This is a genomic window from Microbacterium sp. ZW CA_36, assembly GCF_044987475.1.
Lineage (GTDB): Bacteria > Actinomycetota > Actinomycetes > Actinomycetales > Microbacteriaceae > Microbacterium.
The window spans coordinates 70283-93792 of record NZ_JBJDRL010000004.1; the positions used below are offsets into that span (position 1 = coordinate 70283).

At 69.5% G+C, this 23510-nt stretch carries 22 protein-coding genes; 19 read left to right on the forward strand and 3 right to left on the reverse strand.

Annotated elements, in window-relative coordinates:
• Nucleotides 1-114: 114 nt before the first annotated feature.
• From ACI3KX_RS03875 to ACI3KX_RS03910, 8 genes are all read left to right on the forward strand, one after another.
• Complete coding sequence (locus tag ACI3KX_RS03875; protein ID WP_404907831.1) at nucleotides 115-933, forward strand: ABC transporter ATP-binding protein; 819 nt, start codon at nucleotides 115-117, stop codon at nucleotides 931-933.
• Complete coding sequence (locus ACI3KX_RS03880) at nucleotides 930-1670, forward strand: ABC transporter ATP-binding protein (RefSeq protein WP_404907833.1); 741 nt, start codon at nucleotides 930-932, stop codon at nucleotides 1668-1670. The genes ACI3KX_RS03875 and ACI3KX_RS03880 overlap by 4 nt, the downstream gene beginning before the upstream one ends.
• A complete protein-coding gene (locus tag ACI3KX_RS03885) occupies nucleotides 1667-2542 on the forward strand; it encodes a branched-chain amino acid ABC transporter permease (protein ID WP_404907834.1) in 876 nt (291 codons plus the stop codon). Before ACI3KX_RS03880 ends, ACI3KX_RS03885 begins: the two co-directional genes overlap by 4 nt.
• A gap of 95 nt (nucleotides 2543-2637) precedes the next feature.
• Nucleotides 2638-3699, forward strand: coding sequence for a branched-chain amino acid ABC transporter permease (locus ACI3KX_RS03890; protein ID WP_349428950.1), 1062 nt, complete (start codon nucleotides 2638-2640; stop codon nucleotides 3697-3699).
• The gene (locus ACI3KX_RS03895; protein WP_404907836.1) at nucleotides 3696-5318 is read left to right on the forward strand and encodes a class I adenylate-forming enzyme family protein; all 1623 of its coding nucleotides are present in this window, start codon (nucleotides 3696-3698) and stop codon (nucleotides 5316-5318) included. Before ACI3KX_RS03890 ends, ACI3KX_RS03895 begins: the two co-directional genes overlap by 4 nt.
• Complete coding sequence (locus tag ACI3KX_RS03900) at nucleotides 5315-6007, forward strand: TetR/AcrR family transcriptional regulator (protein ID WP_404907838.1); 693 nt, start codon at nucleotides 5315-5317, stop codon at nucleotides 6005-6007. Before ACI3KX_RS03895 ends, ACI3KX_RS03900 begins: the two co-directional genes overlap by 4 nt.
• Nucleotides 6007-6759: a 3-hydroxybutyrate dehydrogenase gene (locus ACI3KX_RS03905; RefSeq protein WP_349427245.1), complete on the forward strand. Its 753-nt coding sequence runs from the start codon at nucleotides 6007-6009 to the stop codon at nucleotides 6757-6759. The genes ACI3KX_RS03900 and ACI3KX_RS03905 overlap by 1 nt, the downstream gene beginning before the upstream one ends.
• Nucleotides 6756-7685, forward strand: a complete 930-nt coding sequence (locus ACI3KX_RS03910) for an alpha/beta fold hydrolase (protein ID WP_404907841.1) — start codon at nucleotides 6756-6758, stop codon at nucleotides 7683-7685. Before ACI3KX_RS03905 ends, ACI3KX_RS03910 begins: the two co-directional genes overlap by 4 nt.
• A gap of 30 nt (nucleotides 7686-7715) precedes the next feature.
• Here ACI3KX_RS03910 and ACI3KX_RS03915 read toward each other — a convergent pair whose 3' ends face one another.
• Nucleotides 7716-8504 carry an IclR family transcriptional regulator gene (locus ACI3KX_RS03915; RefSeq protein ID WP_404907844.1) on the reverse strand — a complete coding sequence of 263 codons (789 nt, stop codon included), beginning with the start codon at nucleotides 8502-8504 and terminating at the stop codon, nucleotides 7716-7718.
• 199 nt (nucleotides 8505-8703) lie between these two features.
• On the opposite strand from ACI3KX_RS03915, the gene ACI3KX_RS03920 reads away from it, so the two are divergent.
• Genes ACI3KX_RS03920 through ACI3KX_RS03930 form a run of 3 tightly spaced genes read left to right on the forward strand, consistent with a single transcriptional unit; the run spans nucleotide 8704 to nucleotide 11370 of the window.
• Nucleotides 8704-9504: a CoA transferase subunit A gene (locus tag ACI3KX_RS03920; RefSeq protein ID WP_363357160.1), complete on the forward strand. Its 801-nt coding sequence runs from the start codon at nucleotides 8704-8706 to the stop codon at nucleotides 9502-9504.
• 1 nt (nucleotide 9505) lies between these two features.
• Nucleotides 9506-10189 (forward strand): 3-oxoacid CoA-transferase subunit B, encoded by a 684-nt coding sequence (locus ACI3KX_RS03925; RefSeq protein ID WP_404907847.1) that lies wholly within the window; start codon nucleotides 9506-9508, stop codon nucleotides 10187-10189.
• On the forward strand, nucleotides 10186-11370 hold the full coding sequence (locus ACI3KX_RS03930) for an acetyl-CoA C-acetyltransferase (protein ID WP_404907850.1): 1185 nt from the start codon (nucleotides 10186-10188) through the stop codon (nucleotides 11368-11370). Before ACI3KX_RS03925 ends, ACI3KX_RS03930 begins: the two co-directional genes overlap by 4 nt.
• A 176-nt stretch (nucleotides 11371-11546) precedes the next feature.
• Here the strand turns inward: ACI3KX_RS03930 and ACI3KX_RS03935 are convergent, their stop codons facing one another.
• A complete protein-coding gene (locus ACI3KX_RS03935; protein WP_349427251.1) occupies nucleotides 11547-11801 on the reverse strand; it encodes a hypothetical protein in 255 nt (84 codons plus the stop codon).
• A gap of 139 nt (nucleotides 11802-11940) precedes the next feature.
• Between ACI3KX_RS03935 and ACI3KX_RS03940 the strand changes: the two genes are divergently transcribed.
• From ACI3KX_RS03940 to ACI3KX_RS03970, 7 genes are all read left to right on the forward strand, one after another.
• Nucleotides 11941-13419, forward strand: a complete 1479-nt coding sequence (locus ACI3KX_RS03940; RefSeq protein WP_404907852.1) for a trehalose-6-phosphate synthase — start codon at nucleotides 11941-11943, stop codon at nucleotides 13417-13419.
• Nucleotides 13416-14210 carry a trehalose-phosphatase gene (otsB, locus tag ACI3KX_RS03945; RefSeq protein ID WP_363357162.1) on the forward strand — a complete coding sequence of 265 codons (795 nt, stop codon included), beginning with the start codon at nucleotides 13416-13418 and terminating at the stop codon, nucleotides 14208-14210. The genes ACI3KX_RS03940 and otsB overlap by 4 nt, the downstream gene beginning before the upstream one ends.
• A gap of 81 nt (nucleotides 14211-14291) precedes the next feature.
• Nucleotides 14292-16010 carry a dihydroxy-acid dehydratase gene (ilvD, locus tag ACI3KX_RS03950; protein ID WP_349427254.1) on the forward strand — a complete coding sequence of 573 codons (1719 nt, stop codon included), beginning with the start codon at nucleotides 14292-14294 and terminating at the stop codon, nucleotides 16008-16010.
• Between the two features lie 47 nt (nucleotides 16011-16057).
• Complete coding sequence (locus ACI3KX_RS03955) at nucleotides 16058-17863, forward strand: acetolactate synthase large subunit (RefSeq protein ID WP_349427255.1); 1806 nt, start codon at nucleotides 16058-16060, stop codon at nucleotides 17861-17863.
• 4 nt (nucleotides 17864-17867) lie between these two features.
• A complete protein-coding gene (ilvN, locus tag ACI3KX_RS03960; protein ID WP_349427256.1) occupies nucleotides 17868-18377 on the forward strand; it encodes an acetolactate synthase small subunit in 510 nt (169 codons plus the stop codon).
• A 71-nt stretch (nucleotides 18378-18448) separates the two neighbouring features.
• Nucleotides 18449-19474, forward strand: a complete 1026-nt coding sequence (gene ilvC / locus ACI3KX_RS03965) for a ketol-acid reductoisomerase (protein WP_349427257.1) — start codon at nucleotides 18449-18451, stop codon at nucleotides 19472-19474.
• Nucleotides 19475-19633: 159 nt separating this feature from the next.
• Nucleotides 19634-20896 (forward strand): alpha-L-fucosidase, encoded by a 1263-nt coding sequence (locus ACI3KX_RS03970; RefSeq protein ID WP_404907902.1) that lies wholly within the window; start codon nucleotides 19634-19636, stop codon nucleotides 20894-20896.
• Between the two features lie 4 nt (nucleotides 20897-20900).
• Here the strand turns inward: ACI3KX_RS03970 and ACI3KX_RS03975 are convergent, their stop codons facing one another.
• Nucleotides 20901-22052 (reverse strand): ROK family transcriptional regulator, encoded by a 1152-nt coding sequence (locus ACI3KX_RS03975; protein WP_349427259.1) that lies wholly within the window; start codon nucleotides 22050-22052, stop codon nucleotides 20901-20903.
• Nucleotides 22053-22243: 191 nt separating this feature from the next.
• On the opposite strand from ACI3KX_RS03975, the gene ACI3KX_RS03980 reads away from it, so the two are divergent.
• Nucleotides 22244-23506, forward strand: a complete 1263-nt coding sequence (locus tag ACI3KX_RS03980; RefSeq protein ID WP_363357166.1) for a sugar ABC transporter substrate-binding protein — start codon at nucleotides 22244-22246, stop codon at nucleotides 23504-23506.
• Nucleotides 23507-23510: the final 4 nt, after the last annotated feature.

A 23510-nucleotide genomic window follows, 5' to 3' on the forward strand; every position in this document is an offset into this window, starting at 1 on the left:
CGAGCCCATGTCGGCGAACGAGCGCAGCGAGACGGCACCCCGCGTGGCGACACGTCTCGTCTGCTCGCTGCGCTCGTCGCTCGACGACCAGGTACAACGAGAGGCACCGCGCCCATGAGCACGTCCGTTCCGTCCGCGCCGCCCGTCGCCGATACCGCGCGCCGCGGCTCGCCGCTGCGCATCGAGGGCCTCGGCCTTCAGATCGGCGGCGCGACCATCCTCAAAGACGTCGAACTCGACGTCGCCGCCGGGTCGCTGGTGGGAGTCATAGGTCCGAACGGCGCCGGCAAGACCACGCTCTTCAACGTGATCTCGGGACTGATGAAGCCCACCTCGGGCCGGGTGGTGCTGGACGACCGCGACATCACCACGGCCTCGGTCCCGGCGCGAGCGCGGGCGGGGCTAGGGCGCACTTTCCAGACGGCGAGCCTGTTCCCGAAGCTGACGGTGCTCGAGAATGTGCGCCTCGCGGCTCAGGTGTCGCTCGGCGGTTCGGGGTCGCTGCTGCGCTTCCCGAGGCGGACGGATGCCGCGACCGAACTGGCACGCGACAAGCTCGACATCGTCGGGCTCAGCCACATGCGCGACGCGATGGCCGGCGATATCTCGCACGGCGACAAGCGCAAGCTCGAGATCGCGGTGCTGCTGGCCACGGAGTCGAGCATCGTGCTGCTCGACGAGCCGATGGCCGGCGTCGGCTCGGGCGACGTGCCCGGCCTCGTCGAGAACATCCGGGTGATGCAGCGCGAGAAGGGCTGCACGCTGCTGATGGTCGAGCACCACATCGACGTGCTGATGGGACTCGTGGAGAAGGTCGCCGTCATGTACTTCGGCACGATCATCGCCTACGACACCCCGCAGCGGATCATGGAGAACCCTCTCGTGCAGAGTGCGTACCTCGGCACCGGGTCGACCGGAACGGAGGCCGCATGAGCGCGGCACCGCCCGATGGGGGAGCCTCCACTCCGCCCGTCCTCACCGTGTGCAACCTGCGCTGCACCATCGCGGGCCAGCAGGTCGTCGAGGACGTCTCATTCGACGTCCCCGCCACCGGCATCACCGCGGTGCTCGGACGCAACGGCGTCGGCAAGACCTCGACGCTGCGCGGCATCCTCGGTCTCATCTCACGCCGCGGCGAGGTCCGCCTCGCCGGCGAGCGCATCGACGGACTGCCCACCCACCGCATCGTGCGCCGCGGTGTCGGGTACGTGCCCGAAGACCGCGAGGTCTTCGCGAAGCTCACCGTCGCCGAGAACCTCGCCCTCGCCGAGCGGCAGCGGCAGCCTCGGCGGGAGTTCGTCGCGGAGCTCTTCCCCGACCTCGTCGCGCGGCGGGACCAGCAGGCGGGCACGCTCTCGGGCGGCCAGCAGCAGATGGTGTCGGTGGCGCGTGCGCTGATCAACGACAACATCCTGCTGCTCGTCGACGAACCCACCAAGGGCCTCGCGCCGAAGATCGTCACCGAGGTCGCCGACGCGCTGCAGGAAGCGTCCAAGACCGTCCCGATCCTGCTCGTCGAGCAGAACCTCGAGGTGGTGCGGCGGCTCGCCGACGACGCCATCGTGATCGCGGGCGGACGCGTCGCCCACGTCGGCAAGGCACGCGACATCCTCGACGATGAAGACCTCACACGCCGGCTCCTCGGCGTTCACGTGGAGCACGCCGCATGAGCACCCTCGTCCTCACCCTCATCACCGGCGTCGGCCTCGGCGCCCTGTACTTCCTGGTCGCGAGCGGCCTCAGCCTCATCTACGGCCTCATGCACGTGCTCAACTTCGCGCACGGCGCGTTCCTCACGCTGAGCGCCTTCATGGGCTGGATGGTGGCGCAGGCGCTCGGCACGGCATCGTGGGGATCCTTCCTGCTGTCGGTGCTCGCGGGCGCCGCCGTCGGCGCGGTCTTCGCCACCCTGACCGAGCTCGTGCTCATCCGCCCGCTGTACGAGCGGCACATCGAACAGGTGCTGGTCACCGTCGGCCTCTCGTTCGCGGCCGTCGCGCTGTTCGAGGGCGTCTGGGGCACCGATCCGATCCACATCGCCGGACCCCCGTGGCTCAAGCAGACCACCGAGGTGCTCGGCGCCCGCATCCCCAACACGTACTGGGTGCTCATGATCGCCGCCGTGCTCGTGCTGGCAGCGCTCGTGCTGTTCCTGCAGAAGACCCGCTACGGCATGATCATCAGGGCCGGCGTCGAGAACCGCTCGATGGTCACCGCGCTCGGCATCGACGTGCGGCGTTCGTTCACCCTCGTCTTCGCCATCGGCGGCGCCGCGGCCGGCATCGGCGGCGTGCTGGCGATGCACTACTCGACGTTCGTCTCGGCCCACCTCGGACAGACGCTGCTCATCTTCGCGTTCATCGTGACCGTCGTCGGCGGCCTCGGGTCGCTCACCGGTGCCGCCGTCGCGTCGGTGCTCGTCGCGGTGCTGCAGCAGTTCGCGAACTTCTACCTCGGCGGCACCGGCGACTTCATCGTCGTGATCCTCCTGGCACTCGTGCTGCTGGTGCGCCCGAGCGGACTCCTCGGGAGGAAGGCATGACCCTTCGACAGGCTCAGGCACCCCGGGGGGATGACTCGGGGGCTCGCGTGCGTCGCTTCGTCCCCGCGATCGTCGGCGTCGCACTGGTGGTCTTCATGGCGGTGCTGCCGCTGCTCAACCTTTCGCTCCCGGGAATCCTGCCGACCCCGACGTACATGCCCGGGACGCTGGCGCTGCTGTCGCTGTGCATGGTGTTCGCCGCGCTCGCGCTGTCGTACAACCTGCTGCTCGGATCGGGAGGGATGCTGTCATTCGGGCATGCCCTGTACTTCGGCGCCGGCGCGTACGGCCTCGGCATCGCCCTCGAACACTTCGGCGTGCCGCTGTGGCCGGGCGTCTTCATCGCCCTGATCGGCGGCATGATCATCGCCCTGGTGACCGGCGCGGTGTCCATGCGGGTGTCGGGCATCCCGTTCGCCATGGTGACACTGGCCTTCGCCCAGGCGGGCTCGGTGCTGGTGCGCCGCAACTCGCAGATCACCGGCGGCGAAGAGGGACTGAGCCTGAACACGGAACAGGTGCCGGACTTCCTCATCGGCGTCGTGAACACGCGGAACCTCTACTGGTTCGCCCTCGGCGTCCTCGTAGTCGTGTACCTCGTGACGCTGTGGGTCGACACTTCGCGCCTCGGCCACCTGGCCCGCGCGACACGCGAGAACGAGCAGCGCGTGCGCGTGCTCGGGCTCTCGCCGTACCGCGTGCGGCTTATCGTCTTCGTGATCGCCGCGGGCCTTGCCAGCCTCGCCGGCGTCGCCTACATGCTGCTGCAGTCGGGCACCGTGCCGCGATCGGTGTCGGCCGACCTCACGATCACCGTCCTCGTGATGGTCGTATTGGGTGGCGTCGGCTTCCGATGGGGTGCGATCGTTGGCGGTGTGCTCTACACGCTGCTCGATCAGCGACTCACGGTGCTCGCCGGATCCGACGCGATCGCCGGGCTGCCCGACGTGCTGCGCGTGCCGCTCTCGGAGCCCCTGTTCCTCTTCGGCGTGCTGTTCATCGTCGTGGTGATGTTCCTTCCGGGCGGCATCGCCGGCACGATCGATGCCGCCGTCCGCCGCCGCCGCGGTGAGAAGGTGCGCGACTCGCTGCGCCGGCTCGACGATGCCGACGAGACTGCCGAGGCGCCCGCCGCGGCAGACCGGGTGGGCGCATGACCTGGACCGCCGACCCCGACATCGACGACGGGCCTCACACGATCGGCCGTTGGATCGTCGACCGTGCGAACCGCTCTCCCGAGCGCATCGCGATAGACGACCGCGGCGTGACCACCGACTACGCGACCCTCGCGGCCCGGGCGACGGAGTTCGCCGACGCCCTGCGCCAGGCGGGCTACGGTCCCGGCGACCGCATCGCCACCGTGTCGGGCAATTCGACCGATCACGTGGTGGCGTTCTTCGCCTGCGCGCTCTCGGGTATCGCGTTCGTGCCGCTGTCGTGGCGGCTCACCCCGCGGGAGCTCGCCGATGTGCTCACCCGCTCCGACCCCGCCCTGGTGCTGATCGAGGACGAGCACGCAGCGCTCGCCGGCGAGGCGCTGCGCGTCGCAGCGGCGGCGGCGCCGGTCGCACCGCTCGGCTCGACAGGGGTGGAGATCTCCGTCCCGCGCGCGGCACGCCCGCGGCTGCGCCGGCCGGTGCGCGACGACGACCCGCTGCTGGTGATCTTCACGTCGGGCAGCGAGGCGGCTCCCAAGGGGGTCGTGCTCACCCATGCGAACTGCTTCTGGAACAACCTCGCGCTTGCGCAGGCGCTGCCGCTCGGCCAGGACGACGTGGTCCTCGCGATGCTGCCCCAGTTCCACGTCGCCGCGTGGAACTGTCAGCCGCTGCTCGCCTGGTGGGTCGGAGCGACCGTCGTGCTCGAGCGGTCGTTCCAGCCGGCCCGCGTGCTGCAGCTCATCGCCGACCGGCACGTCACCGCGATGATGGGCGTGCCGACGCAGTATGCGATGCTCGCCGGCGACCGCGAATGGGAGAAGACGCTCCCTACGGCATCCCTGCGCCTCGCCCTCGTCGGCGGTGCCACGATGCCGGCATCGCTGCAGGAGGCGTGGACAGAGCGCGGCATCCCGCTGACGCAGGGATACGGACTCACCGAGGCGGCGCCCAACGTGCTGCACCTTCCTGCCGCCGAGGCCGCCGGCGCGCCGGGCGCCGTCGGACGGCCGTACCCGCACGTGTCGGTGCGCGTGGTCGACCCTGCGTCGGAGCTTCCGCTCGAGGGCGAGGCCACCGGCGAGCTCTGGGTGCGCGGTCCCAGCGTGTTCGCGGGCTACCTCGGCGATGACGCCGCGACGGCACGGGCGATGAGTGGGGACTGGCTGCGCACCGGCGATCTGGTGTCTCGCGACGGCGACGGCGTCTTCCGTGTGGTCGACCGCCTCAAGGACATCTTCATCTCGGGCGGCGAGAACGTCGCCCCGGCCGAAGTCGAACACGCGCTGAGCCTGCATCCGCTCGTCGCGGCCGCCGCCGTGGTCGGGGTGCCCGACGAGGTATGGGGAGAGCGGGGTGTCGCGTTCGTGGTGCCCGTCGCCGGAGCAGCGCTCTCGGCGGACGAACTGCTCGCGCACGCACGCCGCAACCTCGCGGCGTTCAAGGTGCCCGTGCATGTCGAGCTGGTCGACGAGCTGCCGCGCTCGACGATCGAGAAGCTCGCTCGCTCGCGACTGCGCGATCGAGCCCGGGAACTGGTGGGTCGCTCACGGGAGATCGTGGACGGAGAGAGCGGGCGTGGCGTCATCAGCGCGTCTACGAAGGGGGAGTCTCGATGAGCATGTCCGATGAACTGGTGGACCACCCGGAGGCGCTGGTCTCGTCTGCGACGGGACGACCGCTGACCAAACGGGGCGAGGCGACCCGGGGGCGGCTGCTGGAGGCCGCGGAGCTGGTGTTCGCCGAACAGGGCTACCACGAGGCATCCATCGTCAAGATCACCGAGCGCGCGGGCATCGGACTCGGCACGTTCTACCTGTACTTCGACAGCAAGCAGGCGATCTTCGAGGCGCTCGTGCTCGACCTCAACCGCCGTGTGCGACACTCGATGTCGGAGGCGATGGCCGGGGCATCCTCTCGCCTGGAAGCCGAGCGTGCGGGCTTCGCGGGGTTCTTCCGGTTCACCGCCGAGCACCCGGCGCTGTACCGCGTGGTGCGCGAGGCCGAGTTCGTCTCGCCCGAAGTCCTCCGCACGCACTACACGCGGATCGTCGAGGGCTACGAGGCGGGTCTGCGCGCCGCACAGGCGGCGGGCGATGTCGACCGCGGCCTCGACCCGGAGACCACCGCGTGGGCGCTGATGGGCATGGGCGAGCTGATCGGCATGCGGTTCCTGCTGTGGGAGCGCGACGCCGACGGCAAGCCCCCCGCACAGCTGGACCCCGTGGTGTTCGCCGGGATGACCCGGATCATCGACAACGCCCTCGCCCCCCGATCGGGCAGCGGCGACCGAGAGAAGGAAGCGTGATGGCAGACAAGGACCTCGCGGGCAAGCGCGCCCTGGTCACCGGCGGCGCGAGCGGCATCGGCCTGGCCTGCGCGCACGAGTTCGCGTCGCGCGGTGCGCACATCGTCATCGCCGACCTGAACGCGGATGCGGCGACCCAGGCCGCGACCGCCGTCGGCGGAGAATCCTGGGTGGTCGACCTCGCCGATACGAGCGCGCTCGACGACCTGACGCTCGACGTCGACATCCTCGTGAACAACGCGGGGATCCAACGCGTCGCGCCCATCCCTGAGTTCGATCCCGAGGCATTCCGGCTGATCGTGCGCCTGATGCTGGAGTCGCCGTTCCTGCTGATCCGCGCCGCGCTGCCCGCGATGTACGAGCGGGGCTGGGGTCGCGTGATCAACATCTCCAGCGCGCACGGGCTGCGCGCGAGCGCGTACAAGTCCGCGTACGTCTCAGCCAAGCACGGGCTCGAGGGCCTGTCGAAGGTGACCGCGCTCGAGGGCGCGCCGCACGGCGTCACGAGCAACTGCATCAACCCCGCGTACGTGCGCACGCCGCTCGTCGAGAAGCAGATCGCCGACCAGGCGAAGCTGCACGGGATCCCCGAGAGCGAAGTGGTCGAGAAGATCATGCTCACCGAGAGCGCCGTCAAGCGGCTCGTCGAGGCCGACGAGGTCGCCTCGCTCGCGGGGTGGCTGGCGTCGGACAGGGCCGGCATGGTCACCGGCGCCTCGTACACGATGGACGGCGGATGGACGGCTCGGTGAGCGTGACGGAGGCGGGACACCGGTACCGCGAGATCGATGTTCCCGTCGAGGGCGGGATGCTGCACGCGGGCGTGTGGGAGCCGTCGGATGTCGACGCCGACGCAGACGCGCCGACCGCGTTGGTGGTGCACGGTGTCACGGCGTCCCACCTCGCATGGCCGTTCGTCGTGGAGCGCCTGCCCGGCGTGCGCGTCGTCGCCCCCGACCTGCGGGGCCGCGGTCGCAGCAACGGCATCGTCGGCCCGGCGGGGATGGCCGCGCACGCCGACGACCTCGCGGTACTGCTCGATGCTCTCGCGATCCAGCAGACGCTCGTGGTCGGACACTCGATGGGCGCGTTCGTCTCGGTCGTCCTCGCCCACCGGCACCCGGAGCGCGTATCGAGGCTGCTCCTCGTCGACGGCGGGCTGCCGCTCGACGTCCCGGCCGGGCTCAGCACCGACGAGCTCGTCGCCGGCATCCTCGGACCGACCGCGGCACGGCTGTCGATGAGATTCGCGAGCACGGGGGAGTACCTCGACTTCTGGCGACGGCACCCCGCGTTCGACGGCGCGTGGACGCCTGAGCTGGAGCGGTATCTCGCGTACGACCTCGTCGGCGACGGCGCGGGTGCGTTCCGTCCGGCGACGAGCTACACGACGACCGCCGACGACACGCTCGACATGAATGCCGGCACCGCACTGCCAGAGGCGCTGGCCGGGCTGCAGCATCCTGCCCGCCTCGTCACGGTGCCCCGCGGGCTGCAGAACGAACCTCCCGGACTGTACGCGCCCGCGCACTTGGAGCGGCTGCTCGCCGCCTACCCCGGCGTGGAGCACGAGCGGGTCGACGGTTTCAACCACTACACGATCGTGATGTCGCCCACCGGCGCGGATGTCGTGGCCGCCGCCGCCCGCGAGGAGCTCGCGGCGGCGAGCCTTCGCTGACGGCTTCGGCCCGCCGTCCGGCCCCCCTCGTTAACGAGCGGCGGCGATGCGCGTGGTCAGCTGGTGGGCGTGGGCGAGGAGGGTGCGGCCGAGCTCGGGGAGGCGCTCGGGGCCGAACCGGAACTCCACCCCCGTCAGGCTGAGCGCCCACTGGGGGTGGCCCTCCCGTGTGAAGACCGCGGCGCCGATGCCGTACGAGCCCTCGACGATGAGGCCGGGGTTCACGGCGTAGCCGCGTTCCTGCGTGTCGCGCAGGCGTGTCCGCAGCCGCGGCTCGCTGTGCGACGCACCCCATTCGCGTGCCAGTTCCGGATGACGGTCGAAATAGGCGTCCACATCGTGGGGAGGCAGGAACGCCAGGATCGCGAGCCCGGCCGACGCGACGCCCAGCGGGAAGCGCACGCCCTCGGACAGCACGAACGAACGGATGGGGAAGCTGCCCTCCTCGCGCAGCAGGCACACGGTCTCGTCGCCCCGGCGCACAGAGAGGAACGCGCTCTCCTCGGTGCGCACGGCGAGCGAGCGCACGATGTCGCGGGCGATCCCGGTCACGTCGTAGCGGGATGCCGCGACCGTGCCCATCAGGAACAGCTCGGGTCCCGGCATCCACCGTCCCGTCCGGTCGTCCTGGTCGACCAGGCCCTCCTGACGCAGCGCGGTGAGCAGCCGGTGCGTCGTGGGACGGGTCAGGTCGGCCCGGCGGGCGAGTTCGGCCACCGGCATCCCGTCGTTCCCGCCCGACGTGACCAGGCGCAGCAGGTGTGCGGCGCGCGCGATCGACTGGGCGCCGGGAATGATTCGTTTGACTGCGCTGCCCACAATATGGACGGTACGCCGCGCAGACTCCACATCGCAAGCGCGGGGCTGGCCGGGTGGGCCTGCCGGGCGGAGGATTGTCCGCAACTCAGGAAAATCTGCGCCGTCCGCTCGGGCGGACCGCGCGATTCCGCGACAGAGCGCGCGATCGTCCTGAGTTGGGAACGGTCGAGGCGGCCGCAGAACACACGAGGGAGTGCACGTGATCGACAAGACCTGGGGCTCGGCGGCCGAAGCGGTCGCCGACATCCCCGACGGCGCTTCGCTCGCGGTGGGAGGGTTCGGACTCTCGGGCAACCCCATCGCCCTCATCGAAGCGCTCCTCGCACAGGGGACGAGCGATCTCAGCATCGTGAGCAACAACTGCGGCGTGGACGACTGGGGTCTCGGCATCCTCCTGAACGCCAAGCGCATCCGCAAGATGACGTCGTCGTACGTGGGCGAGAACAAGGAATTCGAGCGGCAGTTCCTCTCGGGCGAGCTCGAACTCGAGCTGACGCCCCAGGGCACGCTCGCCGAGAAGCTGCGTGCGGGCGGGTCGGGCATCGCCGCGTTCTACACGCAGACCGGCGTCGGCACCCAGGTCGCGGAGGGCGGGCTTCCTCGCCGTTACGCGGCCGACGGCAGCATCGCGGTGGCGTCGCCCGTGAAGGACGTCCGCAGCTTCGACATCGCCGGCACGCCTCGCGACTACGTGCTCGAGGAGTCCATCGTCACCGACTTCGCGCTGGTGCACGCGCTCAAGGGCGACCGCCACGGCAACCTCGTCTTCAACAAGGCTGCGCGCAACTTCAACCCGCTCGCGGCCATGGCCGGGCGGGTCTGCATCGCCCAGGTGGAGGAGCTCGTGGAACCTGGCGAACTCGACCCCGACAGCATCCATCTCCCCGGCATCTACGTGCACCGAATCGTGGAGGTCGGATCCGACATCGAGAAGCGCATCGAGCGGCGTACGGTCAGCGTTGCGCAGGCCGCCTCGCGCGAGATGCCGGAAGGAGCCTGAGATGCCGCTGAACCGCAACGAGATGGCCGCCCGCGCTGCTGCGGAGCTCGCCGACGGCTCGTACGTCAACCTCGGCATCGGGCTGCCGACGCTGGTGCCGAACTTCGTGCCCGAGGGCGTGACGGTCGTGCTGCAGTCCGAGAACGGCATCCTCGGCGTCGGGCCGTACCCGACCGAGGAGAACGTCGATCCCGACCTGATCAACGCCGGCAAGGAGACCGTGACGACTCTGCCCGGCGCCGCCTTCTTCGACTCGGCGACGAGCTTCGGCATGATCCGCGGAGGCAAGATCGACGCCGCGATCCTCGGCGCCATGCAGGTCTCGGCGTCCGGCGACCTCGCCAACTGGATGATCCCCGGGAAGATGGTGAAGGGCCCCGGCGGCGCCATGGACCTCGTGCACGGCGCCGCGAAGGTGATCGTGCTGATGGAGCACGTCGCCAAGGACGGCTCGGCCAAGGTCGTGAACGAGTGCTCGCTGCCTCTCACGGGTCGCGGAGTGGTCGACCGCATCATCACCGACCTCGCGGTCATCGATGTGACGGATGCCGGACTCGTGCTGGTCGAGACGGCGCCCGGCGTCACGGTGGCCGAGGTCGTCGCCGCGACCGAACCGGAGCTGCTCGTCTCGGACGAACTTAAGCCGGAGCTGCTCGTCTCGGACGAACCTAAGGTGGAAGCATGAACCACGACGACGTCGTCATCGTCGCCGCTGCGCGGACTGCGCAGGGGCGGCTGAAGGGCCAGCTGGCTTCACTCACCGCGGTGCAGCTCGGCAGCGCCGCGATCCGCGGCGCGCTCGAGAAGGGTGGCATCCCGGCCGACGCCGTAGATGCCGTGCTCGTCGGCCAGGTGCTCGCCGCCGGCAGCGGGCAGAATCCCGCGCGGCAGGCGGCCGTAGGAGCCGGCATCCCGTGGGAGGTCCATTCGGGATCCGTCAACAAGGTGTGCCTCTCGGGACTCACGGCGATCATCGACGGCGCGCGCATGATCACGGTGGGCGACGCGACCGTCGTGGTCGCCGCCGGCATGGAGTCGATGACCCGTTCGCCGCACCTTCTCATGGGCTCGCGCGACGGCTGGGCGTACGGCTCCATCGAGGTGCTCGACCACATGGCTTACGACGGGCTCACCGACGCGTACGACCGCGAGAGCATGGGCGCCTCCACCGAGCGGCACAACGATCGGTTCGAGATCACGCGCGAGGCACAGGATGCCGTGGCCGCCCGATCGCACCAGCGGGCTGCCGCCGCGCAGGCGGAAGGGGTGTTCGACGCCGAGATCGTGCCGGTCGAGATCCCGCAGCGCAAGGGCGACCCGGTCGTCGTGACCAAGGACGAGGGCGTGCGTCCCGAGACGACGGTCGAGACCCTCGCGGGACTGCGGCCCGCCTTCGCACAGGGCGGGTCGATCACCGCGGGCAACTCGTCGCAGATCTCCGACGGCGCCTCGGCCGTCGTCCTCACGACGCGCTCCCACGCCGACGAGAACGGCTGGAACGTGCTGGCCGTCGTCGGTGCCTCGGGCCAGGTCGCAGGTCCCGACAACTCGCTGCACGCCCAGCCGGCGCGGGCGATCGAGCAGGCGCTGGCCAAGCAGGGCATCTCCGCGTCGGACCTCGACATCGTCGAGATCAACGAGGCGTTCGGCGCCGTCGTAGCTCGCTCCCAGGCTGAGCTCGGACTCTCGGACGAGGTCGTCAACCCGCACGGCGGCGGCATCGCGATCGGGCACCCGATCGGGGCGTCCGGCAACCGCCTCGTCGTCCACGCGGTGCACGAGCTCGTCCGCCGCGGCGGCGGCACGGCCGCTGTAGCGCTCTGCGGCGGCGGCGGCCAGGGCGACGCGCTGATCCTCACGCGCTGAGGGCAGTTTCGGTCGTTGAGCGAGCGAGGAACGTGGTCGTTGAGCGAGCTTGCGAGTCGAAACGCAGAGACGAAACGCCTCCCGTGCACGTCGGTGGCTCGATGCGTTTCGTCTCGGTCGCCGGCGCTCGCTCAGCGACCGGGGCGGGGGAGTGGCCCGCCTGAGTCGGGGTCAGGTCAGCGGTCGAGGCGACGCTTGAGCAGCTTCTTCTCGCGGCCGTGCACGGGAGAGTCGTTCGCGATGAGTGCGCCGCGCGATGCCCGGCGCACATCGACGATGGCCCCGACCGCGAGCGCCAGCGAGATGCCCCAGCTGAGCCATGCCAGCGCCATGCGCCAGGTGAACGGCTCGTTCTCGCGGAGGCCTCTCAGCAGCGTCAGCCCGCCGGTGAACGCGGTGAGGATGCCGGTGCCGAAGAGGTACTTGCGCATGAGGCCACGTTAGCGCGGCAGTCGGTCCGGACGCGCCCCTTGACATGGGCATGCGTCGCACGTCAAGGGCGCTCGGCCCGGATGAGGGCGCTGTTAGCCTGGGGCCGTTGCCGAGTCCACGAAACCGTCAGGAGCCCGCGTGACAGAGCCCCACCCTCCCGCGCCCGGCCGAATCGCCGAACTCGTCGTCGTCGCCAATCGCCTCCCGGTCGACCGCGTCGTCGACGGCGACGGCGAGCCAGGCTGGAGACGCTCGCCCGGCGGGCTGGTGACCGCGCTCGAGCCGGTGATGCGCCGAGCCGACGGCGCCTGGGTGGGCTGGCCCGGGCAGCCCGACATCGAGGTCGACCCGTTCGAGTTCGAGGGCACGCATCTGGTGCCGGTGATGCTGACGACCGAAGACGTCGAGCTGTACTACGAGGGCATGTCGAACGACACGTTCTGGCCGCTCTATCACGACGTCATCGCCGAGCCCCGATACCGCCGCGTGTGGTGGGACGCCTACGTGAAGGTGAACCGGCGCTTCGCCGAGGCTGCTGCCGCAGTGGCCGCGGACGGCGCGACGGTGTGGGTGCAGGACTACCAGCTGCAGCTCCTGCCGCAGATGCTGCGCGAAGCCCGTCCCGACCTGACGATCGGCTACTTCCACCACATTCCCTTCCCCGCATACGGCCTGTACTCGCAGCTGCCGTGGCGCCGCCAGGTGCTCGAAGGGCTGCTGGGGGCCGACGTCATCGGCTTCCAGCGGGTCGCGGACGCCGGCAACTTCGCCCGCGCCGTGCGTCGCCAGCTGCGCTATGACACGAAGGCTTCGGGGATCACCGTTCCGAATCCCGACGGTACGAGCCGGCGTGCTCTCGCGAAGGCCTTCCCGATCTCGATCGACGCGTCCTCGTACATCGAGCTCGCCCGTCAGGAGGACGTGAGGGCGCGCGCGAAGGAGATCCGCGAGAGCCTCGGCAACCCCAAGAAGATCCTGCTCGGCGTCGACCGCCTGGACTACACCAAGGGCATCCGTCACCGCATGAAGGCCTTCGGCGAACTGCTCGAAGACGGCAAGATCGCGGTCGAGGACGTCACACTCGTGCAGGTGGCGAGCCCCAGCCGCGAGCGGGTCGCCGCGTACATGCAGCTGCGCGACGAGATCGAGCTCACCGTCGGCCGCATCAACGGCGACCACGACACGATGGGGCACACCGCGATCCGCTATCTCCACCAGGCGTACCCGCGGGAGGAGATGGTGGCGTTGTTCCTGGCCGCCGACGTCATGCTCGTCACCGCCCTCCGTGACGGCATGAACCTGGTCGCCAAGGAGTATGTCGCGTCGCGGATCGACAACCGAGGCGTGCTGGTGCTCAGCGAGTTCGCGGGCGCGGCGGACGAGCTGCCGAGCGCGGTGCGCATCAATCCCCACGACATCGACGGCATGAAGGACGCCATCATGCGCGCCATCGAGATGCCCTCGGCCGAGCAGGGTCGCCGCATGCGGGCGCTGCGGCGCAAGGTGGTGGAGAACGACGTCGCGCGCTGGTCGCAGTCGTTCCTCGACGCCCTCGACGGCGCGCGCGAGCGCAACCGCTTCCCCGCGCTCAATCGCTCTGCGGAGGCACGCGGATGAGCCTCGATCTCGCGGACGATGTGCGCGACGCGATCGCCGGCATCGCCGCATCCGATCTCCTGCTCGTCGCACTCGACTTCGACGGCACGCTGTCGCCGCTCGAGGACGAGCCGATGGACGCGCGGATGCTGCCTGCCGCACGTGACGCCGTGAACGCCCTGGTCGCCGCGCCCGACACGCTCGTCGCGTTCGTCTCCGGGCGGAGCCTCGTCGACCTGCGGGTGATCGCCGAGCACGACGACGCGTCGCGCGTGCTCCTGGCCGGATCCCACGGCGCCGAGTTCTGGATCCCGGGTGAGGGCCTGCAGAGCCACGGTGAGGACGAGGCGGATGTCACGCTCCGCGACACGATGCGGTCGCACGCCGAGGCGGCGACGGCGGCGCTGGACGGCGTCTGGATCGAGCCGAAGACCTTCGGGTTCGGTGTCCACACCCGGCGCGCCACGGCGGAGGACGCGGCGGAGGCGAATCGCCTCGCCGACGAGATCGTCGCGGCGGAGGCGCCGCATTGGCGGCGACGGACCGGGCACAACATCGTCGAATTCGCGTTCCGCCACGAGGGCAAGGACTCCGCGATCGCCGAGCTCCGCGAGCGCGTGGGGGCGACGGCGGTGCTGTTCGCAGGAGACGACGTCACCGACGAGGACGCGCTGGCGAGTCTCGGTGCCGACGACCTCGGCGTGCGCGTCGGCGACGGCCCGACTGCGGCGGCCGTGCGCGTGCCCGACATCGCCGCTCTCGCGGACCTCCTGACGCTGCTGGCGGCGGAGCGGACGCGCCTGCGCGGGTGAGCGACACGCCCGGCGAGCGTGTCTGCGGGCAGGAACGGGGCCTCGCGAGAGCGACCCGCCCCGCGGCAATAGACTGAGCCAATGGCCCAGCCCCATTCGCCCGCCGACAACACCATCGATATCAAGCCCCGCAGCCGCGTCGTCACCGACGGCATCGAAGCCACGACGTCGCGCGGCATGCTCCGCGCCGTCGGCATGGGGGATGCGGACTGGGACAAGCCGCAGATCGGCATCGCGTCCAGCTGGAATGAGATCACCCCCTGCAACCTGAGCCTCGACCGTCTGGCGCAGGGTGCCAAGGAAGGTGTCCACGCCGGCGGCGGCTACCCGCTGCAGTTCGGCACGATCTCGGTGTCGGACGGCATCTCGATGGGCCACGAGGGCATGCACTTCTCGCTCGTCTCGCGCGAGGTCATCGCCGACTCGGTCGAGACGGTCATCATGGCGGAGCGCCTCGACGGCTCGGTGCTCCTCGCCGGGTGCGACAAGTCGATCCCGGGCATGCTGATGGCGTCGGCCCGGCTGGACCTGTCCAGCGTCTTCCTCTACGCCGGCTCCATCGCGCCCGGCTGGGTGAAGCTCTCGGACGGCACCGAGAAGGACGTCACGATCATCGACTCGTTCGAAGCGGTCGGCGCGTGTCTCGCGGGCAAGATGAGCGAGGCCGACCTGAAGCGCATCGAGTGCGCGATCGCTCCGGGCGAGGGCGCGTGCGGCGGCATGTACACCGCGAACACGATGGCGTCGGTGGCCGAGGCGCTGGGCCTCAGCCTTCCGGGCTCCGCGGCACCGCCCTCGGCGGACCGCCGCCGCGACTACTTCGCCCATCGCTCGGGCGAGGCCGTCGTGAATCTGCTGCGCCAGGGCATCACGACGCGCGACATCCTCACCAAGGAGGCGTTCGAGAACGCGATCGCCCTGGCGATGGCGCTCGGCGGCTCGACCAACGTGGTGCTGCACCTCCTCGCCATCGCCCGCGAAGCCGATGTCGACCTGAGCCTGCACGACTTCAACCGCATCGGCGACAAGGTCCCGCACGTGGCCGACATGAAGCCGTTCGGCAAGTACGTCATGAACGATGTCGACCGCCACGGCGGCATCCCGGTCATCATGAAGGCCATGCTCGATGAGGGCCTGCTCCACGGCGACGCCCTCACGGTCACCGGCAAGACGCTCGCCGAGAACCTGGCCGACCTCGACCCCGATCCAGTCGACGGCACGGTGATCCACACGTTCGACGACCCGATCCACGCCAAGGGCGGCATCACGATCCTGCACGGCTCGATCGCGCCCGAGGGCGCGGTCGTCAAGTCGGCCGGCTTCGACGCCGACGTGTTCGAGGGACCCGCGCGCGTGTTCGAGCGCGAACGCGCCGCGATGGACGCGCTCGAGGCGGGAGAGATCGCCGCGGGGGATGTCGTCGTCATCCGCTACGAAGGCCCGAAGGGCGGACCCGGCATGCGTGAGATGCTGGCCATCACCGCGGCCATCAAGGGCGCTGGGCTCGGAAAAGATGTACTACTCTTGACGGACGGACGATTCTCAGGCGGCACAACCGGCCTGTGCATCGGCCACATAGCACCCGAAGCGGTGGACGCTGGTCCCATCGCCTTCGTGCGCGATGGTGATCTGATACGGGTCGATATCGCGGCTCGCACTCTCGACCTACTCGTCGACGAGGCTGAGCTTGACTCCCGCCGCTCTGGCTGGGAGCCGCTTCCCCCGCGCTATACCCGTGGCGTCCTTGCCAAGTACTCCCGACTCGTGCGCTCCGCTGCGGAGGGCGCGACCACCGGTTGAGCCTGGTCTCCGACATCCCGTCCGATCCATCTGTGAGGAATCTCACCATGTCAGCCGACACCGCCGCGGCCGTTCCCCGGCCGCCCGCCCGCACCGCCTCGACGCCCGTGCTCACGGGCGCGGAAGCGGTCGTCCGCTCGCTCGACCTGCTCGGGGTGACCGACGTCTTCGGTCTTCCCGGCGGGGCCATCATGCCCGTCTACGACCCGCTCATGGACGACGAGTCGGTGCGCCACATCCTCGTCCGCCACGAGCAGGGCGCCGGCCACGCCGCCGAGGGCTACGCCGCGGCGTCCGGTCGTGTCGGCGTCGCCATCGCGACCTCCGGCCCGGGCGCCACCAACCTCGTCACCGCGATCGCCGACGCGTACATGGACTCGGTGCCGATCGTCTGCATCACCGGGCAGGTGTTCTCGACCCTCATGGGCACGGACGCCTTCCAGGAGGCCGACATCGTCGGCATCACGATGCCGATCACGAAGCACTCTTTTCTCGTCAAGCGCGCCGAGGACATTCCCGGCGCGATCGCCGCTGCGTTCGAGATCGCATCGACCGGCCGACCCGGCCCCGTGCTCGTCGACATCACCAAGGATGCCCAGCAGGCCGAGGCACCCTTCGTCTGGCCGCCGAACATCGACCTCCCTGGCTACCGTCCGGTGACCAAGGCGCACGGCAAGCAGATCCAGGCTGCGGCCCAGCTGATCGCCGACGCCAAGAAGCCGGTGCTGTACGTCGGCGGTGGCGTGATCCGCGCGCGTGCCTCCGAAGAGCTGCGCGCGCTCGCCGAGACGACCGGCGCACCGCTCGTCACCACGCTCATGGCGCGGGGAGCGTTCCCCGACTCGCATCCGCAGCACCTCGGCATGCCCGGCATGCACGGCACCGTCCCGGCGGTGCTGGCGCTGCAGGAGGCCGACCTCCTCGTCGCCCTCGGCGCGCGGTTCGACGATCGCGTCACCGGCAAGGCGGCGCTGTTCGCGCCGAACGCGAAGGTCGTGCACGTCGACATCGACCCGGCTGAGATCTCGAAGATCCGCACCGCCGACGTGCCGATCGTCGGCGACCTGAAGGACGTGCTCGTCGACCTCGACGCCGCGTTCCGTGCGGTGAGCCGCGACTCCGCTCCCGACATCGCCGAGTGGTGGTCGTTCCTCGACGGCCTGCGCGACGAGTTCCCGCTCGGCTACTCGCAGCCGACCGATGGCCTGATGTCGCCGCAGTACGTGATCAAGCGCATCGGCGAGCTCACCGGCCCCGAGGGCATCTATGCCGCCGGCGTGGGTCAGCACCAGATGTGGGCGGCGCAGTTCATCAAGTACGAGCGCCCGAACGCGTGGCTGAACTCGGGCGGAGCGGGCACGATGGGCTATTCGGTGCCCGCGGCCATGGGCGCCAAGGTGGCCGAACCCGACCGTGTCGTCTGGGCGATCGACGGCGACGGCTGCTTCCAGATGACCAATCAGGAGCTCGCCACCTGCGCGATCAACGACATCCCCATCAAGGTCGCGATCATCAACAACTCGTCGCTGGGCATGGTGCGCCAGTGGCAGACGCTGTTCTACGACGGCCGGCACTCCCACACCGACCTCAACACGGGCCACGGCACGGTGCGCATCCCCGACTTCGTGAAGCTGGCGGAGGCGTACGGCTGCCTCGCGATCCGCGTCGAGAAGGAGGAGGACGTGGATGCCGCGATCCGGACCGCTCTCGAGACGAATGATCGCCCCGTGGTGATCGACTTCGTGGTGAGCGCCGACGCCATGGTGTGGCCGATGGTGCCGCAGGGCGTCAGCAACAGCTACGTCCAGTACGCGCGGGATCACTCGCCCGCCTTCGACGAGCAGGAGGACTGAGGCCATGACGAGTCACGTGCTGAGCCTCCTCGTGGAGGACAAGCCGGGTCTGCTGACCCGCGTCGCCGGGCTGTTCGCACGCCGCGGCTTCAACATCGAGTCGCTCGCCGTGGGCGTCACCGAGGTCCCCGGACTCTCGCGCATCACGGTCGTGGTCGACGTCGACGAGCTGCCGCTCGAGCAGGTCACGAAGCAGCTGAACAAGCTCATCAACGTCATCAAGATCGTCGAGCTCGACCCGTCGGCATCCGTTCAGCGCGAGCACATGCTCGTGAAGGTGCGCGCCGACAACCAGACGCGCTCGAACGTGCTCGAGGTCGTCAACCTGTTCCGCGGGCAGATCGTCGACTACGCGCCCGACGCGCTCGTCGTCGAAGTCACCGGCGACAAGGGCAAGGTCGAGGCCTTCCTGCGCGCGCTCGAGCCGTTCGGCATCAAGGAGCTCGCGCAGTCGGGCCTGGTCGCCATCGGTCGCGGCGGCAAGAGCATCACCGAGCGCGTGCTGCGCGGCTGACCATTCCTATCGAGCGTTTCGTCTCGCTTCGCTCGCTCAACGACCGGTAACACACAAGGAGAAACACGAAGATGGCTGAGATCTTCTACGACGCCGATGCCGACCTGAGCATCGTCCAGGGCAAGAAGGTGGCGATCGTGGGCTACGGCTCGCAGGGTCACGCGCACGCCCAGAACCTTCGCGACTCGGGTGTCGAGGTCGTCATCGCGCTCAAGGAGGGCTCGAAGTCGACCGAGAAGGCGCAGGACGAGGGCTTCGAGGTCAAGTCGGTCGCCGACGCGGCCGAGTGGGCCGACCTCATCATGATCCTGGCCCCCGACCAGCACCAGCGCTCGATCTACAACGAGAGCATCAAGGACAAGCTCACCGCGGGCAAGACGCTGGCCTTCGCGCACGGCTTCAACATCCGGTTCGGCTACATCGAGGCGCCCGAGGGCGTCGACGTGATCCTGGTCGCCCCGAAGGCGCCGGGGCACACCGTACGCCGCGAGTACGTCGCCGGTCGCGGCATCCCCGACATCATCGCCGTCGAGCGGGATGCCTCGGGTTCGGCGTGGGCGACCGCGCTCTCGTACGCGAAGGCCATCGGCGGCACGCGCGCGGGCGTCATCAAGACGACGTTCACCGAAGAGACCGAGACCGACCTGTTCGGCGAGCAGGCCGTCCTGTGCGGCGGTGTGTCGCAGCTCGTCCAGTACGGGTTCGAGACGCTGACCGAGGCGGGCTACCAGCCGCAGATCGCGTACTTCGAGGTGCTGCACGAGCTGAAGCTCATCGTCGACCTGATGTGGGAGGGCGGCATCGCCAAGCAGCGCTGGTCGGTGTCCGACACCGCGGAGTACGGCGACTACGTCTCCGGCCCGCGCGTGATCGACCCGCACGTCAAGGAGAACATGCAGGCCGTGCTCGCCGACATCCAGTCGGGCGCGTTCGCCAAGCGCTTCATCGACGATCAGGACAACGGCGCCGTCGAGTTCCTCGAGCTGCGTGAGAAGGCCGCTGCCCACCCGATCGAGTCGGTCGGCAAGGACCTGCGTTCGCTCTTCGCCTGGAAGCAGCAGGACGAGGACTACGTGGAGGGCAACGCGGCGCGCTGATCCACCTCTTGCCTCGCGCATCGCGTGCGGCTCCGAGAGCCCGGCCCCGAAAGGAGCCGGGCTCTCGCGTTTGCGGGCAATGCCACTTCGCAACGCCAAGACATCGGATGTTTGTGCCAGGATGGAGGCACGCACAGGTGAAAGGTGAGTGGGGTGAGGATGCGACAGCAGTGGTTCGATGAAGCGCGATTCGGGATGTTCGTGCACTTCGGTCTGTACAGCGCAGCCGCGCGTCACGAGTGGGTGCAGAACTACGAACGGCTGACCGACGAGGAATATCGCCCGTACTTCGAGCACTTCGATCCCGACCTCTTCGACGCGCGGGCTCTGGCGCGCCGCGCGAAGGCGACGGGCATGGGCTACGTCGTCCTCACCACGAAGCACCACGACGGATTCGCGCTGTGGGACACCGCCGTCAGCGACTTCAACGCCGTGGCCGCCTGCGGCCGCGACCTGGTGCGCGAGTACGTCGACGCCCTCCGGGAGGAGGGTCTGCGGGTCGGTCTGTATCACTCGCTCCTCGACTGGCACCACCCCGACTTCACCGTCGACTGGAATCATCCTCGCCGCGGCGACGACGTCGCCGCGCTCAATGAGGGCCGCGACATGGCGCGCTACCGCGAGTTCCTGCACGCGCAGGTGCGGGAGCTGCTGACCGACTACGGCCCGATCGATTACCTCTTCTTCGACTTCACTTCTCCGCAGTCGATGGACGGTCTGGCAGGCAAGGGACCGGAGGACTGGGGTGCCGAGGCGCTCCTGGCGATGTGCCGCCGACTCCAGCCCGAGATGCTCGTCAACGATCGGCTCGGCATCCCGGGTGATTTCGTGACCCCGGAGCAGTACCAGCCCACCGCGCCGCTCGTCATCGACGGCGAGCCGCAGGTCTGGGAGGCCTGCCAGACCATGAACGGCTCGTGGGGCTATCACCGCGACAACACCGAGCAGAAGTCGGCGACGCTGCTCGTGCAGATGCTCGCCGACTCGGTGTCGATGGACGGCAACATGCTGCTCAACATCGGGCCGGACGGCCGCGGGGCGATCGCCCCGCGCGACGAGCGCACGCTCTCGGAGATCGGCGAATGGATGCGGCTGCACCGGGGTGCGGTCGTCGGCGCCGGTCATGCGGACATCGAGCCGCCGCGCGAAGGCGTCTACACGCGGCGCGGCCGCCGGCTGTACCTGCACCTGTTCTCGTGGCCGCTGGGGTTCGTGCACCTGCCCGATCTGGCGGGCAAGGTCTCGTATGCGCGCTTCCTCCACGACGGCTCGTGGCTGCGCACGTCGGTCGCCGATCCGGCACAGGTGGCGAGCAACATGACTCCCGCCGGCGAGGCGGAGGGTACGCTGACCGTCCACCTGCCGGTGGTGCGGCCCGACGTGCTCGTCCCGGTCATCGAGCTCATCCTCGACGAGGGCTGACCCGTCAGGCGGTGGGCAGCTCGAGGTTGTCGAGCGCCCACCGCGCCGCGCCGTAGAGGATCGCGTCGGCCCGGGTCTGCGCGGCCTCGATCCGCAGCTGCTGCGTCGCCAGCGGGTGGCACGCCTCGTAGACGCGACTGCGCACCGCAGCGATGAAGGGTTCCGACGCGCTCATGCTGCCGGTGAGGAACACGGCGTGCGGGTTGAAGAAGTTGACCACGCCCGACAGCGCCTGCCCGAGATGCGTGCCCGCGGTGCGGACGATGGTCGTGGCCTCCGGCTCGGCGTCACGGGCGAGAGCCAGCACGTCGACGGTCGTCGCCACGTCGGTGCGTCCTCGCTCGCGCATCTGGCGCACCAGGCTTGCACCGCTCGCGACGGTCTCGAGACACCCGGTGTTGCCACAGGAGCACGGGATGTCGCCGCTGCCGTCGATGCGCGTGTGCGTGATGTCGCCGGCCGCTCCGGTCGCGCCGCGGTGGATGTGACCGTCGACGATGATGCCGCTGCCGATGGCCGTGCCGGCCTTGACGGTGATGCTGTGGCCGGTTGCGCCGAACTGCGCACGGTGCTCGCCGAGCGCCGCGAGATTCGCGTCGTTGTCGACCGCGACGGTGACGGCGTAGCGCTGCCGGAGGTGGTCCCCGACGCGGAAGCCCGGCCAGCCGGGCATGCGCGAGGGCTGGGTGACCGAGCCGGTGACGATGTCGACCGGGCCGGGGAGGCTGATGCCGATCGCGCGGACGGTGGTGTCGCGGCCGAGCTCGTCGAAGACCCGGCAGACGGCGTCCAGCGTCGATTCCGGCCCGTCCGCCAGCACCACGGGGATGGATCGCGTCTCCCGGAGCTCGCCGCTCAGGGAGTGGGCGCCGATGCGCGCGTGGCCGCCGCCCAGGTCGACGGTCAGGACGACGCCGGAGTTCTCGTCGATCCCCAGCAGACGGGGACGGCGCCCACCGCGGGATGTGCCGTCGCCGCGTTCGTCGAGGAGGCCCGCGTCGATGAGCGACTGCACGCGCAGGCTGACGGTCGACGGCGCCAGGCCGAGGGTCGCGGCGAGCTCTGAGCGGGAGCGGGCTTCGCCCCGCGCGATCAGATCGACGATGCGACGGGAGAGCTCCTCGTCGGCGGAAGAGCGGTCGGTGTCCGGGGTCATGTGGCCTCTCGCAGGTGGTGGGGCGGTCCGTGTTTCCGAGACGTGACGAAGTATCACACGTCGATAAACATCCGATGTTCAGGTTGCGTCGCAAATCGAAACCTGCGAGGGTTACTTGCGACACAAGAGTACAAGGTTAGTTCGACAATCGAAACAACCTGATCAAGACTGGCTGACAGAGGAGACATTCGATGAAGAAGTTGCACGTCGGCGCGGTGGCTGCGGCCACCGGCGTAGCGGTGGTGCTGACAGGGTGCGCGAGCGGATCCGGCGGGGACGCGTCCACCGACGGCAAGCCGACGATCGTCGTCGACATGTGGGCGGGAAGCGAGGACGACACGACGGCGCTCGAGAAGCAGGTCGCTATCGCGCAGGAGGAGAATCCCGAGGTCGTGGTCAAGCTCCAGACCGCGCCGTGGAACGACTTCTTCACGAAGCTCACGACGAACATGGCCAGCGGCAACATGGCCTGCGTCACCGGCATGAGCGGCGCTCAGCTGGGCGGCTTCACCGACGGCTTCCGCGAGCTGACGACCGACGACCTCGAGGCGGCGGGCCTCGACTTCGCCGACTTCAACCCCGGCGCCGAAGGAATCCTCAGCTTCGAGGGCGGCCTGTACGGCGTGCCGTTCGACGTCGCGACGATGCTCGTCTACTACAACCAGGACATGCTCACCGCCTCCGGTGCGGCAAGCCCCGAGATCGGTTGGACGTTCGACGACTTCGAGGACATCGCCACAGCCGCCACGACGGATGGCAAGTACGGCTTCGGGATGGGCATGGGCGGCTACCAGTGGATGTCGATGCCCATCGCCTACTCCGGCAAGCAGCCGGCGTCCGAAGACGGCACGCTTCACATCGACGACGCTGACTTCGTGGATGCGGCGTCCTGGTACTCCGGGCTCGTGACCGATCTCGGTGTCGCGGCACCCGTCGCCTCGGCCTCCGACACCGGCTGGGGGGAGAACCAGTACACCGGCGGAAACGCCGCGATGGCGGTCGACGGCACATGGAACGCCGTCAGCTACCTCAACAACGAGTCCGGCTTCGCCGCCGGGATGGCGCCGCTGCCGACCGGGGACCACGGCAACTCGGGGCCGATCCTCGGCTCGGGCTACGGCATCTCGAAGACGTGCGACCACCCCGAAGAGGCCCTGAAGGTCATGGGCTCGCTCCTCGGCAAGGACGCGCAGGACTACATCGCCTCGTCCGGCCGTTCGTACCCCGCGCGCACCGAGTCGCAGCCGCTGTACTTCGACTCGATCGACGAGCAGTACCGCGAGCAGGTCCAGACGGTGTTCGAGTCCGCCTTCGAGACGACGGTGCCGCTCTACATGACGAAGAACTGGGAGAAGCTCGACAGCTACATCCAGCCCAACCTGGTCAGCGTCTACAACGGCCAGATGGAGATGTCGGACCTGCTGGAGAGCGCTCAGACGCAGTTCGGCAACTGACCGG

Coding starts and splice junctions, on each gene's coding strand:
- ACI3KX_RS03955 (WP_349427255.1), top strand. CDS start 16,058: ATGTCAGCCGACACCGCCGCGGCCGTTCCCCGGCCGCCCGCCCGCACC.
- ACI3KX_RS03975 (WP_349427259.1), bottom strand. CDS start 22,052: ATGACCCCGGACACCGACCGCTCTTCCGCCGACGAGGAGCTCTCCCGT.
- ACI3KX_RS03885 (WP_404907834.1), top strand. CDS start 1,667: ATGAGCACCCTCGTCCTCACCCTCATCACCGGCGTCGGCCTCGGCGCC.
- ilvN (WP_349427256.1), top strand. CDS start 17,868: ATGACGAGTCACGTGCTGAGCCTCCTCGTGGAGGACAAGCCGGGTCTG.
- ilvC (WP_349427257.1), top strand. CDS start 18,449: ATGGCTGAGATCTTCTACGACGCCGATGCCGACCTGAGCATCGTCCAG.
- ACI3KX_RS03935 (WP_349427251.1), bottom strand. CDS start 11,801: ATGCGCAAGTACCTCTTCGGCACCGGCATCCTCACCGCGTTCACCGGC.
- ilvD (WP_349427254.1), top strand. CDS start 14,292: ATGGCCCAGCCCCATTCGCCCGCCGACAACACCATCGATATCAAGCCC.
- ACI3KX_RS03980 (WP_363357166.1), top strand. CDS start 22,244: ATGAAGAAGTTGCACGTCGGCGCGGTGGCTGCGGCCACCGGCGTAGCG.
- otsB (WP_363357162.1), top strand. CDS start 13,416: ATGAGCCTCGATCTCGCGGACGATGTGCGCGACGCGATCGCCGGCATC.
- ACI3KX_RS03970 (WP_404907902.1), top strand. CDS start 19,634: ATGCGACAGCAGTGGTTCGATGAAGCGCGATTCGGGATGTTCGTGCAC.
- ACI3KX_RS03925 (WP_404907847.1), top strand. CDS start 9,506: ATGCCGCTGAACCGCAACGAGATGGCCGCCCGCGCTGCTGCGGAGCTC.
- ACI3KX_RS03890 (WP_349428950.1), top strand. CDS start 2,638: ATGGCGGTGCTGCCGCTGCTCAACCTTTCGCTCCCGGGAATCCTGCCG.
- ACI3KX_RS03895 (WP_404907836.1), top strand. CDS start 3,696: ATGACCTGGACCGCCGACCCCGACATCGACGACGGGCCTCACACGATC.
- ACI3KX_RS03900 (WP_404907838.1), top strand. CDS start 5,315: ATGAGCATGTCCGATGAACTGGTGGACCACCCGGAGGCGCTGGTCTCG.
- ACI3KX_RS03930 (WP_404907850.1), top strand. CDS start 10,186: ATGAACCACGACGACGTCGTCATCGTCGCCGCTGCGCGGACTGCGCAG.
- ACI3KX_RS03875 (WP_404907831.1), top strand. CDS start 115: ATGAGCACGTCCGTTCCGTCCGCGCCGCCCGTCGCCGATACCGCGCGC.
- ACI3KX_RS03905 (WP_349427245.1), top strand. CDS start 6,007: ATGGCAGACAAGGACCTCGCGGGCAAGCGCGCCCTGGTCACCGGCGGC.
- ACI3KX_RS03880 (WP_404907833.1), top strand. CDS start 930: ATGAGCGCGGCACCGCCCGATGGGGGAGCCTCCACTCCGCCCGTCCTC.